17 protein-coding genes and 1 pseudogene are annotated in these 18,190 nt (G+C 35.1%); 17 read left to right on the top strand and 1 reads right to left on the bottom strand.

Features of this window, described 5'->3' with window-relative positions:
• Positions 1–524: 524 nt before the first annotated feature.
• Together A8B35_RS17065 and A8B35_RS17060 are read left to right on the top strand one after the other, a co-directional pair.
• On the top strand, positions 525–4,451 hold the full coding sequence (locus A8B35_RS17065; protein WP_068474419.1) for a YDG domain-containing protein: 3,927 nt from the start codon (positions 525–527) through the stop codon (positions 4,449–4,451).
• A 26-nt stretch (positions 4,452–4,477) separates the two neighbouring features.
• Complete coding sequence (locus tag A8B35_RS17060; protein WP_139314926.1) at positions 4,478–5,326, top strand: outer membrane beta-barrel protein; 849 nt, start codon at positions 4,478–4,480, stop codon at positions 5,324–5,326.
• On the opposite strand, the gene A8B35_RS17055 is transcribed toward A8B35_RS17060, so the two are convergent.
• On the bottom strand, positions 5,327–6,124 hold the full coding sequence (locus A8B35_RS17055; protein ID WP_068474414.1) for a PhzF family phenazine biosynthesis protein: 798 nt from the start codon (positions 6,122–6,124) through the stop codon (positions 5,327–5,329).
• Between the two features lie 370 nt (positions 6,125–6,494).
• Between A8B35_RS17055 and A8B35_RS17050 the strand changes: the two genes are divergently transcribed.
• The 15 genes and pseudogenes from A8B35_RS17050 to hisIE all read left to right on the top strand — a co-directional run.
• The gene (locus tag A8B35_RS17050; protein WP_068474411.1) at positions 6,495–6,698 is read left to right on the top strand and encodes a hypothetical protein; all 204 of its coding nucleotides are present in this window, start codon (positions 6,495–6,497) and stop codon (positions 6,696–6,698) included.
• Positions 6,699–6,924: 226 nt separating this feature from the next.
• Positions 6,925–8,340, top strand: coding sequence for an anthranilate synthase component I family protein (locus A8B35_RS17045; RefSeq protein ID WP_068474875.1), 1,416 nt, complete (start codon positions 6,925–6,927; stop codon positions 8,338–8,340).
• A 28-nt stretch (positions 8,341–8,368) separates the two neighbouring features.
• Entirely contained in the window at positions 8,369–8,938 is a 570-nt protein-coding gene (locus A8B35_RS17040; RefSeq protein WP_068474408.1) for an anthranilate synthase component II, read from the top strand.
• Between the two features lie 75 nt (positions 8,939–9,013).
• On the top strand, positions 9,014–10,006 hold the full coding sequence (trpD, locus tag A8B35_RS17035) for an anthranilate phosphoribosyltransferase (RefSeq protein ID WP_068474399.1): 993 nt from the start codon (positions 9,014–9,016) through the stop codon (positions 10,004–10,006).
• A gap of 15 nt (positions 10,007–10,021) precedes the next feature.
• A complete protein-coding gene (gene trpC, locus A8B35_RS17030) occupies positions 10,022–10,807 on the top strand; it encodes an indole-3-glycerol phosphate synthase TrpC (RefSeq protein WP_068474395.1) in 786 nt (261 codons plus the stop codon).
• Positions 10,808–11,446: a phosphoribosylanthranilate isomerase gene (locus A8B35_RS17025; protein ID WP_222844170.1), complete on the top strand. Its 639-nt coding sequence runs from the start codon at positions 10,808–10,810 to the stop codon at positions 11,444–11,446.
• A 1-nt stretch (position 11,447) separates the two neighbouring features.
• The gene (gene trpB, locus A8B35_RS17020; protein ID WP_068474390.1) at positions 11,448–12,635 is read left to right on the top strand and encodes a tryptophan synthase subunit beta; all 1,188 of its coding nucleotides are present in this window, start codon (positions 11,448–11,450) and stop codon (positions 12,633–12,635) included.
• A gap of 17 nt (positions 12,636–12,652) precedes the next feature.
• Positions 12,653–13,423: a tryptophan synthase subunit alpha gene (trpA, locus tag A8B35_RS17015; protein ID WP_068474387.1), complete on the top strand. Its 771-nt coding sequence runs from the start codon at positions 12,653–12,655 to the stop codon at positions 13,421–13,423.
• A 104-nt stretch (positions 13,424–13,527) separates the two neighbouring features.
• On the top strand, positions 13,528–14,397 hold the full coding sequence (purU, locus tag A8B35_RS17010) for a formyltetrahydrofolate deformylase (protein WP_068474385.1): 870 nt from the start codon (positions 13,528–13,530) through the stop codon (positions 14,395–14,397).
• A gap of 5 nt (positions 14,398–14,402) precedes the next feature.
• Positions 14,403–14,924: a peroxiredoxin family protein gene (locus A8B35_RS17005; protein ID WP_068474383.1), complete on the top strand. Its 522-nt coding sequence runs from the start codon at positions 14,403–14,405 to the stop codon at positions 14,922–14,924.
• Positions 14,925–14,954: 30 nt separating this feature from the next.
• Positions 14,955–15,554: an imidazole glycerol phosphate synthase subunit HisH gene (gene hisH, locus A8B35_RS17000; protein WP_068474381.1), complete on the top strand. Its 600-nt coding sequence runs from the start codon at positions 14,955–14,957 to the stop codon at positions 15,552–15,554.
• A 2-nt stretch (positions 15,555–15,556) separates the two neighbouring features.
• Positions 15,557–16,282, top strand: coding sequence for a 1-(5-phosphoribosyl)-5-[(5-phosphoribosylamino)methylideneamino]imidazole-4-carboxamide isomerase (gene hisA / locus A8B35_RS16995; protein WP_068474379.1), 726 nt, complete (start codon positions 15,557–15,559; stop codon positions 16,280–16,282).
• Positions 16,283–16,333: 51 nt separating this feature from the next.
• Entirely contained in the window at positions 16,334–16,744 is a 411-nt protein-coding gene (locus A8B35_RS16990; protein ID WP_068474376.1) for a four helix bundle protein, read from the top strand.
• Positions 16,745–16,757: 13 nt separating this feature from the next.
• Positions 16,758–17,516 (top strand): imidazole glycerol phosphate synthase subunit HisF, encoded by a 759-nt coding sequence (gene hisF, locus A8B35_RS16985; protein WP_068474373.1) that lies wholly within the window; start codon positions 16,758–16,760, stop codon positions 17,514–17,516.
• Between the two features lie 60 nt (positions 17,517–17,576).
• A pseudogene (gene hisIE / locus A8B35_RS16980) lies at positions 17,577–18,176 on the top strand (bifunctional phosphoribosyl-AMP cyclohydrolase/phosphoribosyl-ATP diphosphatase HisIE); the annotation flags it as partial.
• Positions 18,177–18,190 lie beyond the last annotated feature (14 nt).

The raw sequence follows: 18,190 nt of genomic DNA, 5'->3' as shown, positions 1-18,190 counted from the left end.
AGAGTGTTGGTCTATTATTTTGCACCTCGCGATTTATTACAAAAATAAGACCATATTTTATCAAAAGCCAACGCTTAATAACAATAATAAGAGTTATTTAATTACAGTAAAAGAGTAACCTAAAAATCACTAAGCTTGTTCAATGCAATAACCATTTTTATTAAACAATAAGAGGGGGAGGGTAGCTTGGTATAGGGGATTATACGGGAATAAAAAGTAAAAGGTATTACTCACGACAAGTATCATCCTTCCAATGAGATGCTTACGGATTGCCTAGTAATAACCTTTTTAATTCTGTAGCTAAAGTATAGTACCAATATTACTTATATATGTTTTAATCGTTAATAATACGTTTTTTATTAAAAAATGCCGTTTAAATACTTGGCAAAAACTTTATCGATGTATGGGTTTTATAACTTTCTGATGATTTATGAAACCGATTGTGTTTATTATCGTATCAAACAAAGCACTAACAATAAATCCTTACAATCTTCTCAGGTTACTGAGTTTTAAACGATAATAACATGGGCTCTCTGAAAAAACGACTCTTCATTTGTTTTGTTCTTTTCTCTAATGTTTTCTTATCATATGCACAAATTTTTGTAAGCACTGATGGAAATAACGATAACGATGGTTTAAGTTGGAATACTGCACTTGCTGATATTAATACAGCCATTCAAGAATCTACCTCAGGACAGGAAATATGGGTAAAGAGTGGTACCTATAAACCTGATGTTTCCTACAGGCGAGCGTCATTTACTTTAAAATCGGGTGTTAAGCTTTATGGAGGGTTTAATGGAACAGAGGCAAGCATCGATGAGCGCGAAAGAACTGACTCTGATGGCAATGGAACTATAGATAATTGGGAATTTACTCATCCTACCATACTAAGTGGCGACATAAACACAGAAGGAGTTAAAACTGATAATTCAAACCATGTGGTCATAATTCCAAAAGATGCTAGTATTGAAACAACCATTGATGGATTTATTATTGAGGATGGATATAATGATGAAGATATGGTTTTTGCTACATCTAATTATCATTATTTAGCTTCAGGAATTGTGGCCGGAGGTGGTTCAATAGAGAACTGTATTGTCCGAAATTGTGAAAATGTAAGCGGGACTACTAATACATTTTTCTATGGAGGAGGTCTCTATACTAGCGGTACTACCTCAATTAAATCGTGTTTGATTACAGGATGTTCCATTAGTGGTAAAATCTCTGTTCAAGGAGGTGGTGTATATCTTACCAATTCGAACTTTGAGAATAGCAAAGTTCTAAATTGTCATATTGAGGGTGAGAGCTCTACATCGTTAAGTGGTGGTGGTGTGTTTGCCATAAATTCATCAATTCATAATTCTACAATTGAGGGGTGTTTTTCCGATGATAGTTACAAAAGTGATGGTGGTGGAATATATAGTCAGGGTTCTAGAATCATTGGTGCAGTTATTAGATCCTGTACAAGTAAAGGTAGCGGAGCTAATGGTGGTGGAATTTATGGTATAGATGCTTCCATATCGCAATCCAAAATATATAACTGTTCTTCAGGTAATTATGGTGGTGCATCCTATGCAATATCTTCATCTTTTTTCAATTGTTTAGTATTTAATAATTCAGCAAGTAAGCGAGGTGGAGGTTTATATGTGCGTCAATCTTATTTGGTTAATTCAAATATTGTAAAGAATAATTGTATTGCAGAGTCAGCCTCTGGTGGTGGATTATATTCAGAAGAAAGTTCTGTTTATAATTCAGTTATTTGGGGTAACGAGCTAATTGAGGCTGGTAGTACGCCACAACTGTATTTATCTTCATCTTCAAATCTAGATTATTGTGCCATTGAGAATCAAGACTATTCAGGTTCTAATATTCGATTAGCGGCTAGTAATAATGGTACCGAAAGCTTGTTATATCCAAGATTCCTGAATCCAACTAGTTTTGCTGGAGTAAGCAATGGGACAGAGGAATCTGAGGAAGTGTTATTGGCTAATTGGGATATTGAGAAAACTTCCTCTTTAATCGAAAATGGAGATAATGATAAATTAAACGAAAATTCTATTGGTTTAGATACCGATTTGAATGGTAATGAATTGACAACGGATGATATATACGATTTTAAAGATTTAAATGATGATTCCCGTTTGTTTAATGCTAAAGTTGATATCGGGGCCTACGAAAGTATATTTATCGATGTAGTATTACCAAGCATTCCGGTTGTTGAGTATGGAACCACTTTAGGTGAAATTACCTTTACAGATGGCTCAGCTATTGATAATAGATATGGAACTAGTATTGATGGCGAATTCTTTTTTGCTAATTCAAGTACTATCCCTGCGAAAACTGACCCTGCAACAAAATATAGTTTAATTTTCAGGGCGAATAATAATATCGATTATCCTGATAAACTTGAAGAGTTGTCAGTTATTGTTACTAGCAAAGAATTAACTATCGATAATATTGTTGTTGCAAATAAGGTGTATGATGGTACTGCGCTAGCAACACTTTTAAACAATGGCGATTTAGTGGGTATTGTTGGGGCAGATAATGTAATTTTAGAAACAACATCTTTGGAAGCGGTTTTCGATTCAAAGAATGTCGGGATCGATAAGGTTGTTAGTATTACGGGTTACACACTATCAGGAGATGATATCAATAACTATATATTAGGTATAGTTACTAGTACTGCAACTATATCAACAAAGGATATTTCTGCTTCAGCACTATCAGCTGAAAATAAGCAATACGATAAGAATACGAGTGCTCAATATACTGAGAACCCTTCGTTAATTGGTGTTATAATAGGAGATGATGTGAGCTTAATTGAAGGTTCTGCCAATTTTGAAGATGCCAATATCGGAGATAATAAAAAGGTTGAGTTTACCTCTTTTAGTATTGGTGGAACTGATGCTAGCAATTACAATCTAAATTCCATCCCAAATTCATATGCCAATATTACACCTGTAGAGTTAAAACTCGAAGGTTTAAGTTTTAGTGATAAGGTTTACGATGGTGATACATCTGCTTCAGTGGAGGGAAATCCAACTCTTAGCGGAATTTTAGATGGAGATGATGTTGTGCTAAATATTGGTGCGATCAACGCGTTTTTTGAGGATAAAAATGTGGAGCAAAATAAAAGTATTAGCCTGAGTAACCTATCCATCTCAGGATCAGATAATGCAAACTATACTCTTAGTAACCCGGGTGATTTTACGGCCAATATTACCGCAAAAGAACTAACTGTAACAGGCTTGGGGGTTGTTGATAAAACCTACGATAAAACCAATACGGCGACTCTAACAGGTATAGCTAGTTTGCAAGGAGTTATTGATGGTGATGATGTATTATTATCTAATTCGAATCCAGTAGTTTCTTTTGTTGATGCGAACGCAGGCAATCAAAAGAGTATTACATTAGAGTCATTAAGCATTTCAGGTGATGAGAGTAATAATTATAATTTAACTCAACCAATGCTCACGGCTTCTATTGAGCAAATAAGTATCGAAATTAGCGCAGATAATAAAACAATAATATATGGAGAGCCATTGCCAACTTTATCGTATGTAATTTTATCTGGAGCACCACTTAATGGGGATGATTTTGTTGGCGAAATAGGTGTAAATGCAAGTCTTGATGCGGGACAGTACAACATCTTACAAAATACTCTAAAAGTTGATGATGGAAACAATGGCTTAAACTATAATATTATTTATAGTGAGGGTACGCTCACCATAAATAAAGCTGAAAATAGTATTCAGTTTGATATGGAAACCAGTACTCGTTACGAGAAAGACAAAACCATCGAATTATCTGCAATTGCGACTTCTGGCGAGGCTATTTCGTTTAGTAGCTCCGATAATAATATAGTGAGTGTTGATAATAATGTTCTAACCATTCATTCATATGGATCAGTTAATATTATTGCTTCAGAAGATGGTAATAATAATTATAAAGCTGCTGAATCGGTTTCAGTTTTATTTACGGTAAACCTAGATGTAACCATACATAGTAAGGGAAGTAATATGTTGTTAGTTGATAATGTTCAAGAGCAATTTGAAAGTTACCAATGGTATCAGAATGGGGCTAAACTTACTGATGCAGAAAAGCAATTTTATCACTCAGCCGAAGGTTTAGATGGTGAGTATTATTGTGTGGTTACTACCAATAAGGGAGATGTTTATACAAGTAATAAAATTTCTCAATCCGCAACCAAATCGGCACGCGCTTACCCATCTCCTGCTCAAGCAGGAGAAAATATCAATGTTGAGTTATCAGCAGATAATACTAATGTAATTGAGCCAACGTCCATATCTATTTATAATACTTCAGGAAAGCTAGTAAAACAGATTTTTAATGCTGGCCAGAAAGAAGTGTTTCAATTGGATAAAAACGGTGTCTATATCATAAAAACACAAGGAGGAATTACATCAACTCAGAAAATTATTGTACGCTAATAATTTACCTTTAATACAACTACATTGTGAAAAACTATATAAAGCTCTCTTTAATTATTCTTGTTCTTCAGATGCCAATTGCGGTCTTAAATGCGCAGATTAAGTTGTCTCCGTTTATATCGTATGGTTCACAATCTGTAAACTACGACTATCGTGCGAATAGTTCTAAGTCAATGATGGGTATAGGCTTTGGAGCAGATATTCAATACCATATATCAGAATATATGATAATTGGGTCTGGGATTCGCTATAATGAATATGGCGCTACATTTAATCTGGGATCATTTCAATCGGAAGCACCGATGATTGATCAGGATAATGATGCCTACATTTTAAAGGCTAGTGGCACTAACATTGAAGAGGAGCATACGGTTGGAGCAATTGAGGTTCCTTTGTTTTTCAGATATCAAAAGTGGATTAGTAGCGACTTTATTTTGTATGGTGCTACAGGGCCGGTATTCTCGTTTTTAGGAACCGTTAAAACTACCATAAATTCAGGGAGTTTGTCAACCTCTGGTTATTATCCACAATGGAATTTAACAATTGATGATGTGCCAGAATATGGTTTTTATACGCGGGATATTACCGAGCTATCTACCGTTACCGAATTTAAAACTTCTATTGCATGGTTAATTGAAGTGGGTTCAGAATACTATGTTAGTAAGCGATTAAACCTGGCATTTGGTTTATATTATCAGCCTGGTCTTAACAATATTTCAAGCACTACTGCTGAAGGCTTATTAACTGATCCAAATTCTTACACAGGAACCATTAATAATGCAGATAAAATTCAATTAACAAAAGCAGGTTTTAAGCTTGGTGTTAACTTCGACTTAACACCAAATAAGCGATCTAGTGTAAAAAGTATACGATAGTTAAGTATTTATAAGTAAGCTGCCTTTTATGTATGTTACACAGTTGCCACCTATATAAACTCTATCGCCATTGAGTTCGCAGCTTAGTTTGCCTCCACGTGCGCTGAGCTGATGAGCTGTTAATTTAGATTTACCTAACCTTTGTGCCCAAAAGGGAGTGAGCGTTGTGTGGGCTGAGCCAGTAACTGCATCTTCATCTATTCCACTTTGAGGTGCAAAAAAGCGAGATACAAAATCAACCTCTGTTTTAGATGGAGCAGTTATAATTATTCCTCTGCATTCCAATTGCTTTATTATATTAAAGGAGGGGGCGTAGTCTTTAATGTGTTTTTCAGAGTCTAGCACAAACATATAATCAGTTCTGCCTTTGTATATTTCTTTAATCAACTCACTTTTGTCAAATCTAATTAATTCGGGAAATTCGAGCACGGGAGTAATAGTATCCTTTGGAAAGTCTAGCTCCAGGTGATCGTCTCTGCGGTATACTTTAAGAACTCCACTTTTTGAATGAAACGTAATTTCATCACCCTCATAATTCTCATGTTCAAACATTACATATGCTGCCGCTAAGGTAGCATGACCACATAAATCAACTTCGATAGTTGGAGTAAACCAACGTATTTTTAATTCAGAATTATGGGGAGCTACAAAAGCCGTTTCTGATAAATTATTCTCTTTTGCAATATTTTGCATTAGCGCATCGCTTGGCCAATTATTCAATATTACTACAGCAGCACTATTCCCTGAAAATAAATCAGATGTAAATGCATCAATAAAATAAATAGGAGTGTTCGTCATAATAAGATCTGGATTATTGAGAATTTAATAAAGATAAAATTTTCAACAAAAACTCACAAGTTTATGAGTTTGGTAATCAATAGCTATGCCTAGTAATGTCAAAATGTTTGATGTGTTTTTGTCTTATTTATATTCATTTTAAAGGAGGCGTGTAACTTGCAGGCTATGTGTCGTTTGTTGTTTTTATTATTGATGAAAGACCCTCTAAGTATGGTACTTGATTAAATTTTTAAGTCAGATAATTATTCCTATCTTCAAGTATCCAACAGAAGTAAGGGAACTTAATTTATTGTTGTAGTTAAAGATATATTAGCTTAATAATTAGGTGGTTCTTTTGCAAAGTAAATTTTAATTGAAATCTATAATTATTATGTTAGAACATCAAAAGTCGGTATTGTTAGGCGTTGCCAAATACCCTGAGTTATTTAAAAAAGAATTGGAAAAATCTCTTGGATGGTTAAACGATTCTGAAGCTACAACTCTCTACAAGTGGCTTAGCGAAGAATTTGATCAAACAATCTTTAGTATATCACAAGATGTATTTGGTGCTAAAACGTCATTAAAATTATCGTAAACTCAGTTTAATATTATTTTGATATTTCAAAAATATTATTAAACTTTGCAATCGCTAACAATTTATAAGCAGATGATAAATAATATGAACAATACATGGTGGTGGCATTGGCTTTTCTTAACTTAAAAAGAGGTTAATCGCTACGCTATACAAAATATTTTGAAAAATGGCTTACCGAATCCTCGGTAAGCCATTTTTTTTTCAACAATTTCAAATAAGTCATATCATGAAAAACATAAATATAAAATGCAGCTCAAAAAAAATACCTGCTGATATTGCTGATATTGTAACACCTGTAAGTGTTTATTTAAAATTACGAGATCTTTTTCCTAACACGATTCTGTTAGAGGGGTCTGACTATCATGGTAATAGTAATTCAATGTCTTACATTTGCTTTAATACTTTAGCAGAGTTTCTGGTAAAAAAAGGAAAAGTAGAGCTTACTTCAACAGATGGAAGTAAAGAAGACGGATTACCAGCTTCAGAAAAAGATATTCCGGCGCAGCTAGATGCATTTTTAAAATTATTCAATGTTTCGAATAGCGATAACCATATTGAAACAAATGGCTTATTTGGTTATTCATCATACGATGCAGTGCAGCATTTTGAGTCTTTAGAGTTTGATAATGGTGTGAATAGCGATTATGAGATTCCAGAGATGCGTTATAATTATTATAAATACATACTGGCCTTTAACCATTTCTCAAATCAGATAAAACTTATCGAGAATTTACCTGAAGGTGATTCTAGTGAGTTAGATGAGATTATCAAATTGCTTAACAATAGAACCGTTACCTCTTACCGCTTTAATGCCGAAGAAAAGGAAACTAGCAATGTGACGGATGAGGAGTATATTGAAATGGTTAAGAAAGGAAAAGAGCACTGTTTTAAAGGTGATGTTTTTCAAATAGTTTTATCTCGTCAGTTTAAAAGAAAATATTCGGGTGACGACTTTAATGTATACCGTGCCTTAAGAAATATCAATCCATCTCCTTATTTGTTTTATTTTGATTATGGTGGCTATAAAATATTAGGCTCTTCACCCGAAGCTCAGTTGGTGATAGATGATAATGTGGCTACAATTAATCCAATTGCTGGTACTTTTAAAAGAACTGGTGACGATGCAAAGGATAAAAAATTAGCCGAGCAATTGAGTGCTGATCCTAAGGAAAATGCAGAACATGTAATGTTGGTTGATTTAGCACGTAACGACCTAAGTAGAAATTGTGAGAATGTAAAAGTGAATACTTATAAAGAAGTTCAATATTACTCACATGTATTGCATTTGGTTTCTGATGTGAGCGGAGAACTGCAGGAAGGTTCTAATACCTGTAGGGTAATGGCGGATACTTTCCCTGCTGGAACTCTATCGGGAGCGCCTAAGTATAAAGCAATGCAGCTGATTGAGAAATACGAGAATCAAAATCGTGGTTATTATGGTGGCTGTATTGGAATCATCAATTTCGATGGTTCATTTAATCAGGCCATCATGATTCGCTCATTCCTTTGCAAGGATAATACTTTATTTTATCAGGCTGGTGCCGGAGTTGTTTCAAAATCGGAACCAGAAAGCGAATTGGCAGAAGTAAATAATAAATTGGGTGCTTTGAAAAAAGCTATCGAATTAGCAAACGAATTTTAACATACAATAACTCAATAATTATAAAGAAATGAAGATATTAGTTTTCGATAATTACGATTCGTTCACATACAACTTGGTTCATTATATTGAGGAAATTGTTGGTGAAAAGGTAGATGTTTATAGAAATGATAAAATAGACATTGAAGAAATTAATAAGTACGATAAGATTTTATTATCACCCGGACCTGGCGTTCCTCACGAAGCAGGTATTTTAATAGATCTTATTAAAAAGTACGGTAGTTCAAAAAGTATTATGGGTGTGTGCCTGGGGCATCAAGCAATAGCCGAAGCATATGGTGGACAAATTGCCAACTTACCCACTGTTTTTCATGGCATTGCTACTCCAATTGATATTATTGATGAGGGTGAAATTCTGTTTAAAAATATGCCATCAAAAATAAATGTTGGCCGATACCACTCTTGGGCAGTTGAAGATGAGGGTTTACCAGATTGTTTCGAAGTTACTTCGCGTGATGATGAAGGTAAAATAATGGGAATTAGACACAAAGAACACGATGTTAGAGGTGTGCAGTTTCATCCAGAATCTATCTTAACCGAGCACGGAAAAGATATGATGCGCAATTGGTTAACTAACTAAATCGAATTTTAATATAAGGCACAATGTAATTAAGCCCTATTTCTTGATACTTGTGTTTCGTTATTTATTAGAAAGATGAAAGAAATATTACAAAAACTCATACAGCATAAACAGCTCACTAGCCAAGAGGCCAAAGAAGTGCTGATAAATATAGCCGCCAATAAATACAATAATTCGCAGGTAGTTACCTTTTTAAGTGTATTTATGATGCGTCCAATTAGTGTTGAGGAACTAAGTGGTTTCCGCGATGCATTGTTGGAGCTTTGTTTAAAAATGGATTTTTCAGAGTTTAACGCCATCGATATTGTGGGTACCGGTGGCGATGGTAAAAATACCTTTAACATTAGTACGCTGTCTTCTTTTCTAGTGGCTGGTGCAGGGTATAAAGTTACCAAGCATGGGAATTATGGGGTTTCTTCAGCGTGTGGTTCATCAAATGTAATGGAGTATCTAGGATATTCTTTCACAAATAATGAAGACCTACTTAAAAGGCAAGTCGATAAGGCAGGTATCACTTTTTTACACGCCCCGCTTTTTCATCCGGCCATGAAAGCGGTAGCACCTTTCAGAAAAGAATTGGGTTTAAAAACCTTCTTCAATATGTTGGGACCAATCGTAAATCCATCTTTTCCGAAGAATCAATTCTTGGGTGTTTTTAGTTTAGAGTTGTTACGTTTGTACCAATACCTATATCAAAATACAACAAAAAATTATTCTATTGTGCATAGTTTAGATGGCTATGATGAAATTTCGCTAACTGGCGATTTTAAAATTATAGATAATGAAGGAGAGAAATTAATTACTCCTGAGCAAATTGGTTTTAAACGTATACAGCAAAATGAAATTTTTGGAGGAGATACGGTAAACGAAGCATCCAAAATATTTACAGATATCCTTTCAGGTAAAGGAACTGAAGCTCAAAATAGTGCCGTTTTTGCAAATGCAGGATTGGCTATAAAATGTATGGATCAATCTAAATCTATAGAGGAGGCGATTGAGTTGGCAAAAGATTCATTATTATCAGGCAAAGCCGAAAGTGTACTTAAAACCTTAATTGAAATAAAATAAGCAATCATAAAGATTATGAATATCCTTGATAAAATAGTTGCTCAGAAACGTATTGAAGTGAAGCAACACGAAGAATTTAAAACAATAGATAAACTTAAATCTTACGATTGTTATAAAGCTGAAGTACCATCGTTAAAAACCTATTTAACTGATGGGGAGCATAATGGAATTATCTCAGAATATAAGCGTCAATCTCCTTCAAAAGGAGTTATCAACAGTATGTCAACGGTTGAAGATGTTGTGCCCAAATATGAAGAAGCGGGTGTTTCAGGCATTAGTGTGCTGACGGATTCCGAGTTTTTTGGAGGAAATAAAAGCGATTTAATAGGAGCTAGAAAGTTAACTACTGTTCCTTTGCTTCGTAAAGATTTCATGATTTCGCCGTATCAGGTGCACGAGGCAAAAGCCATTGGAGGTAGTGCCATATTATTAATTGCAGCTATTTTATCCTATCAAGAAGCCGAGGAGCTTTCGAAGTTAGCAAAGGATTTGGGTTTAGATATCTTAATGGAAGTACATAGTAAAGAAGAGCTAGATATAGTAAATCCTTTGGTTGATGTAGTAGGGGTTAATAATAGAAACTTGAAAACATTTGAAGTTTCGTTACAGCAGAGTATCGATTTGGCAAAACAAATGCCCGATAGTGCTGTGAAAATTTCAGAGAGCGGAATCTATACTCCTGAGGATATTTTCCTGCTTCGCAAACATGGTTTCCAAGGCTTTTTAATTGGCGAAAACTTTATGCGCACCAACAATCCTGGTGAAGCCTGCATCGAATTCTCAAAATCAATAGCGCAGTAAATGTCACAATCCATACAAATAAAAGTATGCGGTATGCGCGATAGTGATAATATAAAAGCTGTCGCTGCCTTAGGGCCAGATTATTTAGGCTTTATCTTTTATGGTAAATCACCGCGTTTTGTTGAGGGTATTATCGATGTTGAGTTATTAAATCAACTTCCCAATATCATTACAAAGACGGGTGTTTTTGTAAATGCTGAATTCAGCTACATAAAAAGTTGTGTTAATAAATATGGGCTGGATGCCGTGCAGTTGCATGGCAATGAATCGCCTGAGTTTTGTGCTTCAATTCAAAGTTTAGGATTGGAAACAATCAAAGCTTTTCAGGTTTCAGAAGAGTTTGACTTTAGTATTCTTGATCCTTATGCACTTTGTACTGATTACTTTCTATTTGATACCAAAACAAAAACTTATGGAGGTAGCGGACATAAATTCAATTGGGAATTATTAAAACAATACAATAATCAAAAGCCTTTATTCTTAAGTGGAGGTATCGATGTGGATGATGCTTCAGATATTCTAAAATTGAAGGATGTAAATATTCATGCAGTCGATATTAACAGTCGTTTTGAGATTGAACCAGCACTTAAAAGTGTAGAGAAGGTAAAACAGTTTATTCAGAAAATTAAAAATCAATAATATGAGTTCTAAGTATAATGTTGATGAAAAAGGAATGTACGGCCAGTTTGGCGGTGCTTATATTCCTGAAATGCTTCAGCCCAATATCGATAAACTCAAAAGTGTGTATTTAGATGTTATTAATACACCTGAGTTTAGTAAGAAGTATGTAAAGCTTCTAAAAGATTATGTAGGACGCCCGACCCCTTTATATTATGCAGAGCGTCTTTCCGAAAAATATAAAACCAATGTGTATTTAAAGCGCGAAGATTTAAATCATACGGGAGCTCATAAAATAAACAACTCTTTAGGTCAAATCTTGTTGGCCCAAGAATTGGGTAAAACTCGCATTATTGCAGAAACAGGTGCTGGTCAGCATGGGGTAGCAACAGCAACGGCCTGTGCTTTAATGGGCATGGATTGTGTAATTTATATGGGTGCACTTGATATTGAACGTCAAGCTCCCAATGTGGCTCGTATGAAAATGCTAGGTGCCAAAGTAGTTGCAGCAGAATCAGGTAATCAAACCTTGAAGGATGCTACAAACGAAGCGCTCCGCGATTGGATTTGTAATCCAGAGGATACCTTTTATATTATTGGTTCTGTGGTGGGCCCACATCCTTATCCCGATATTGTAGCGCGTTTTCAGAGTGTGATTAGTGAGGAAACAAAAACACAGCTTAAAGAGAAAACAGGAAGTGAATACCCTGATTATGTTGTTGCTTGTGTGGGAGGTGGCAGTAACGCTTCGGGAAGTTTTTATAATTTCTTAGATGATGAACAAGTCAAATTAGTTGCTGTAGAAGCTTCCGGACTAGGTATTGATTCTGGAGAAACAGCTGCAACAATTGCATTAGGTGATATTGGTATTATCCATGGAAGCAAAACTTTCTTAATTCAGGATGACGATGGACAAATTATCGAGCCTTACTCCATTTCTGCAGGTTTAGATTATCCAGGTATCGGACCGCAACATGCACATTTAAAAGATACTGATAGAGCTATTTTTCTGGACGCAACAGACCAAGAGGCTTTAGATATGGCGCTTGAAGTTACCCGATTAGAAGGTATTATTCCAGCTATGGAGAGTGCGCATGCTTTTGTGGCACTTAATAAAATGGAGTTTAAGCCAGAAGATACTGTAGTTATTACTTTATCGGGTAGAGGAGATAAGGATATGAGTACCTATATGGATCGTTTTAGTTTATAGACTTGATACTTTAAAAGATGAGCAGAATAAAAGAATTATTTCAAAATAAGAAAGATATACTTTCAATATATTATTCGGCAGGTTACCCTAATTTAAATGACACTGTGCCAATACTCGAAGCTCTTGAAGAGTCAGGTGCCGATATTGTTGAAATAGGGATTCCCTTTTCAGACCCTCTGGCAGATGGGCCAACCATTCAGAAAAGTGGAGAGAAAGCCTTAGAAAACGGAATGAGCCTAAAAGTTCTTTTTGAGCAATTGGCTAATGTTCGTTCAAAAGTAAAAATGCCAATTGTATTGATGGGTTATTTAAATACTGTGCACAAATACGGAATGGAGGCTTTTGCCAAGAAATGCAACGAAGTAGGTGTTGATGGTGTTATTCTTCCTGATTTACCTTTTCAGGAATATCTGGATGTTTATAAGCCAACCTTTGATGCCAATGGAGTTTCAAATATTTTCTTAATAACTCCTCAAACACCTGAAGAACGTATTAAGTTAATTGATGCCAATACAAATGGTTTCATTTACATGGTTTCGTCAGCTTCAGTAACTGGTGCAAAAAAAGGATTATCAGATGAGCAGTTGGCCTATTTTGAAAGAGTGAAGTCTCTTGGCTTGCAAAATCCATCATTAATCGGATTCGGTATCAGTGATAAAGAATCATTTGAAACTACTTGTAAATATGCCGAAGGTGCAATTATTGGAAGTGGCTTTGTAAAAATGCTTGGAGAAGTAAGCGATCTTAAGAAAGATATCAATACTTACATTAAAAGCATCAAAGCTTAATTGAAGTATGATAAAAATCAGATTTTCATTTAACATCTGACGATAAATCCTTATTTTTGCAGCCCTCTCAGAGGAAACAAAATAAACTATCAAGTCTGAATTGCATGGAAAACAAAGTTAATAATACAGCCATATTAAAGATACATTGCCCTGATCAAAGTGGAATTGTTGCACGAGTTACCGATTTTATTAATCTCCACCACGGTAATATTGTTGAGGTAGATCAGCATGTAGATAGAGAAGATAATCTTTTCTTTATGCGTGTGGTTTGGGATTTAAGTAATTTTAATCTCCCTAAAAGTGAAATTGATTCTACTTTTTCCAAGTTTCTTGGTGAGCCATATCAGATGAAGTATACTTTAAATTTCTCTGACGAAAAACCTCGTATGGCAATTTTTGTGTCTAAGGCGGCGCACTGTTTATACGATTTACTGGCGCGTTATCAAACTGGAGAATATAAGGTAGATGTGCCGGTTATAATAAGTAATCACACTACCCTAGAGCCTGTGGCAAAGCAATTCGGAATTGATTTTGTGCATATTCCAATTACTGCTGAAACAAAAGCGGAACAAGAAAAGAAACAACTTGAGGTGCTGAAAAAGTATAAGATTGATTTTGCTGTATTAGCACGCTATATGCAAGTGCTTTCAGCCGAGTTTATCAAAAGTTATCCTGAGAAGATTATTAATATCCACCATTCCTTTTTACCTGCATTTGCAGGAGCTAAACCTTATCATGCTGCGCATAAACGTGGGGTTAAAATTATTGGAGCTACCAGTCATTATGTTACTTCTGATTTAGATGCAGGGCCAATTATTGAACAGGATATTAATCGTATTTCTCATCACGACTCAATCCAAACCCTTATCCAAAAAGGGAAAGATGTTGAGAAAATTGTGTTGGCACGTGCCGTAAAAGCACATATCGATAGAAAAACATTGGTTTATAAAAACCGAACAATAATATTTAACTAAGAAAAATGAAGAACTATTTATTTGCTTTAGCATTAATGTGTATTGGTTTAAATTTCACTCATGCACAGAAGAAGGATGATAGAGGGTATATTGTTAAAGTAGGAGATATAGCTCCTGATTTTGAGTGTAAATTGAATAATGGCAAAACGTTTAAGTTGTCTGATCATAAAGGCAAAGTTGTAATGTTACAATTTACCGCAAGTTGGTGTGGAGTTTGTCGTGCGGAGATGCCACATATTGAGAACGAGATTTGGAAAAAGAATAAAGATAAGGACTTTGTACTGGTTGGCTTAGATAGAGATGAACCTCTTGAGACTGTGAATAAATTTGCTAAAGATACAGGCATATCTTATCCTTTAGGTTTAGATGATGGCGCTGATATTTTTGGTTTATACGCAAAGAAGAAGGCTGGTATTACACGAAATGTAATTATCGATAGAGACGGTAAAATTGTAATGTTAACTCGTCTTTTTAATGAAGAAGAGTTTAATAAAATGAAAGTTGTAATTGAGGATTTACTAAAGTAAGATTACAAATTCCTATAAGGCCTAATAAATATGAAAATTGCTATAATAAAATATAACGCGGGTAATATTCAATCCGTAAGCTTTGCGCTTGATAGGTTGGGAGTGGAGCATATTATAACTTCAGATCCTGAAGAGATAAAAAGTGCAGATAAAGTTATTTTTCCAGGAGTGGGAGAGGCTAGCACAACCATGAAATATCTGAAAGAACAAAAGTTGGATGAACTTATTTTGAGTTTAAAACAGCCCGTTTTAGGAATTTGTCTTGGTATGCAATTAATGTGCAAACACTCCGAAGAAGGTAATGTTGATTGTCTTGGTATATTTGATGAGGAGGTAAAGAAATTTCAACTTCCTGAAAATAATACTGAGAATATTAAAGTGCCTCAAATGGGATGGAATACCATTGGTAATACCAAAAGTGCCTTGTTTGATTCGAGCATCGAAGATCAGTTTGTATACTTTGTTCATAGTTTCTATGTAGCATTAGGTAATGATACTGCAGCTACAACAAACTATATTTTACCTTACAGTTCTGCTTTGCAAAAGGATAACTTTTATGCTACCCAATTTCACCCTGAAAAGAGTGGTGATGTAGGTTCAAAAATTTTAGCAAACTTCATTAAACTATAATAATGGCCAAAATAGATATAATCCCAGCCATTGATATTATCGATGCAAAATGTGTGCGTTTAAGCCAAGGTGATTATGACCAAAAAACGGTGTATAACGAAAACCCGCTTGAAGTGGCTAAGATGTTCGAAGATCATGGTATCAAAAGACTACATTTAGTAGATTTAGATGGGGCTAAAGCTTCGCGAATCATTAACTATAAGTTACTAGAACAAATTGCCAGCAAAACGAACTTAGTAATTGATTTTGGAGGAGGTTTAAAAACCGATGAGGATCTTAAAATTGCTTTTGAGAGTGGAGCCCAAATGATAACTGGCGGAAGTATTGCGGTTAAAAATAAAGCCGTTTTTACAAGTTGGATAGAGAAGTTCGGCTCGGATAAGATAATCTTAGGAGCTGATGTTAAAGATGAAAAGATTGCTGTTGGTGGTTGGCTCGAAACATCAGACTTAGAATTACTTCCTTTTGTTAAAGAATATGAGCAACTAGGAATTAATAAAGTAATTTGCACAGATATCAGTAAAGATGGGATGTTGCAAGGAACTTCAACAGAACTGTACAAAAAGTTATTAAAGCAATCGCCCGATTTATACCTAGTAGCAAGTGGTGGATTAAGTAGTTTAGCAGATATCGACGAATTAGTTGAAGCTAAAGTACCTGCAGTAATTACCGGAAAAGCAATTTATGAAGGACGTATTAGCCTGAAGGAATTGGAGAGGTATAGTTAAATTTCAGAGTGAAGGATATAGTGTGAAGTGTAATGTCTCAAATTGCTAATAATGAATAATTTTAGAGAGTTAATTGTTTGGCAAAAAAGCATGGTTTTAGTCGAGGATATATATTCTGTCACTTCAACGTTTCCATCACAAGAGATTTATGGCCTTACTAGTCAGGTTCGTCGATCTGCAATTTCAGTGCCTTCAAATATAGCAGAAGGTTTTGGAAGGAATCAGACGAGAGACTATATTCGCTTTCTTCAAATATCATCAGGTTCTTTGTACGAACTAGAAACTCAATTAGAGATTGCCTTTAGGCTTGGTTATATTGATAATAAAAAATACATACCTATAAATAGTTTAGCTCTTGAAATTGAGAAAATGTTGTCGAGTTTGATCCGGAAACTAAAAGAAAAATTAAAGATAAATATTGAAGTAGCAAATAATCACTTCTGCCTTCAATCTAAAGCCTAAAAACTTATTATAGATGCTCGCAAAAAGAATAATTCCCTGTTTAGATATTAAAAATGGGATGACAGTGAAAGGGATTAAATTTGTAGGAATAAAAGAAGTTGGTGATCCTGTTGAGTTGGGTGCTTTATATGCCGAACAAGGGGCCGACGAACTTGTATTCCTTGATATTACAGCTAGTCACGAGGGGCGTAAAACCTTTGTTGATTTGGTAAAGCGTATAGCGCAGCACGTAAATATCCCGTTTACAGTAGGTGGTGGAATTAGTGAAATTAAAGATGCTGAGGCTTTACTTAATGCCGGGGCCGATAAAATTAGTATTAACTCCTCTGCAGTTCGAAACCCTCAGTTAATTAATGATATGGCACTCAATTTTGGTAGCCAGTTTGTTGTAACGGCTATAGATGCTAAGCATATGGCAGGCGACGATTGGGCAGTTACCGTAAATGGTGGTCGAATTGAAACTGATAAGCGCTTGTTCTCTTGGGCCAAGGAAGCTGAAGATAGAGGAGCTGGTGAAATATTGTTTACATCAATGGATCACGATGGTGTAAAGCAAGGTTTTGCGAACGAAGCACTTGCTAAACTATCAACAGATCTTACTATTCCTATCATTGCTAGTGGTGGAGCTGGTAGTATGGAGCATTTTAAAGATGTGTTTACAAAAGGAAAAGCAGATGCTGGTTTAGCAGCTAGTATTTTCCACTATAAAGAAATCGGAATTCCTGATTTGAAACAATATCTCAATACCGAGGGAATTAGTGTAAGGTTGTAATAAAAACAAAAGCTTGTTAATTGCTATTTTGGCACATGCTAACAGCTAACTAAAGACTTAAATATGAAAATAGATTTCGATAAATTAGGAAATGAATTGGTGCCTGCAATTATTCAAGATGCAGTTACAAACAAAGTATTAATGCTTGGTTTTATGAACCAAGAGGCATTTGATAAAACACAAGAAGAGCGAAAAGTTACCTTCTTTAGCCGCACAAAGAATCGCTTGTGGACTAAAGGAGAAGAGTCGGGCAACTTTTTAAATGTGGTTTCAATTGCAATTGATTGCGATGATGATACACTACTAATTAAGGCTAACCCTGTTGGCCCCGTTTGTCATACTGGCGATGATACTTGTTTTCAAGAGGAAAATAAAGCAGATATTACCTTTTTAACAGAGCTTCAAGATTTTATTGATAAGCGTAAAGAGGAGATGCCTGCTGATTCTTATACTACTCATTTATTTAAGAAAGGTATTCGAAAAATAACACAAAAAGTTGGTGAAGAGGCAATAGAAACTGTAATCGGAGCTATGGCTAACGATGACGAAAACTTTTTGTATGAAGGTGCAGATCTTTTGTATCATTTAATTGTTCTACTTACCTACAAAGGGTATCGTATTGAAGATTTAGCCGAGGAATTAAGAAAAAGACATAAGTAATTCTTTTTTTAATA

Origin of the sequence: Saccharicrinis aurantiacus (assembly GCF_001660705.2) — a bacterium.
In the GTDB taxonomy this organism is placed as follows: Bacteria; Bacteroidota; Bacteroidia; order Bacteroidales; family Marinilabiliaceae; genus Saccharicrinis; species Saccharicrinis aurantiacus.
The sequence above is the reverse complement of the archived record's forward strand: the minus strand, read 5'-3'. Positions and strand labels throughout refer to the sequence as shown.

Excerpts from the sequence above, each read along its gene's own strand:
- trpB (WP_068474390.1), top strand. The coding sequence starts at position 11,448 with ATGAGTTCTAAGTATAATGTTGATGAAAAAGGAATGTACGGCCAGTTT.
- A8B35_RS17065 (WP_068474419.1), top strand. The coding sequence starts at position 525 with ATGGGCTCTCTGAAAAAACGACTCTTCATTTGTTTTGTTCTTTTCTCT.
- trpC (WP_068474395.1), top strand. The coding sequence starts at position 10,022 with ATGAATATCCTTGATAAAATAGTTGCTCAGAAACGTATTGAAGTGAAG.
- purU (WP_068474385.1), top strand. The coding sequence starts at position 13,528 with ATGGAAAACAAAGTTAATAATACAGCCATATTAAAGATACATTGCCCT.
- hisH (WP_068474381.1), top strand. The coding sequence starts at position 14,955 with ATGAAAATTGCTATAATAAAATATAACGCGGGTAATATTCAATCCGTA.
- A8B35_RS17055 (WP_068474414.1), bottom strand. The coding sequence starts at position 6,124 with ATGACGAACACTCCTATTTATTTTATTGATGCATTTACATCTGATTTA.
- hisA (WP_068474379.1), top strand. The coding sequence starts at position 15,557 with ATGGCCAAAATAGATATAATCCCAGCCATTGATATTATCGATGCAAAA.
- A8B35_RS17025 (WP_222844170.1), top strand. The coding sequence starts at position 10,808 with ATGTCACAATCCATACAAATAAAAGTATGCGGTATGCGCGATAGTGAT.
- A8B35_RS17040 (WP_068474408.1), top strand. The coding sequence starts at position 8,369 with ATGAAGATATTAGTTTTCGATAATTACGATTCGTTCACATACAACTTG.
- A8B35_RS17050 (WP_068474411.1), top strand. The coding sequence starts at position 6,495 with ATGTTAGAACATCAAAAGTCGGTATTGTTAGGCGTTGCCAAATACCCT.
- trpA (WP_068474387.1), top strand. The coding sequence starts at position 12,653 with ATGAGCAGAATAAAAGAATTATTTCAAAATAAGAAAGATATACTTTCA.
- A8B35_RS17005 (WP_068474383.1), top strand. The coding sequence starts at position 14,403 with ATGAAGAACTATTTATTTGCTTTAGCATTAATGTGTATTGGTTTAAAT.
- A8B35_RS16990 (WP_068474376.1), top strand. The coding sequence starts at position 16,334 with ATGAATAATTTTAGAGAGTTAATTGTTTGGCAAAAAAGCATGGTTTTA.
- trpD (WP_068474399.1), top strand. The coding sequence starts at position 9,014 with ATGAAAGAAATATTACAAAAACTCATACAGCATAAACAGCTCACTAGC.
- A8B35_RS17045 (WP_068474875.1), top strand. The coding sequence starts at position 6,925 with ATGAAAAACATAAATATAAAATGCAGCTCAAAAAAAATACCTGCTGAT.
- hisF (WP_068474373.1), top strand. The coding sequence starts at position 16,758 with ATGCTCGCAAAAAGAATAATTCCCTGTTTAGATATTAAAAATGGGATG.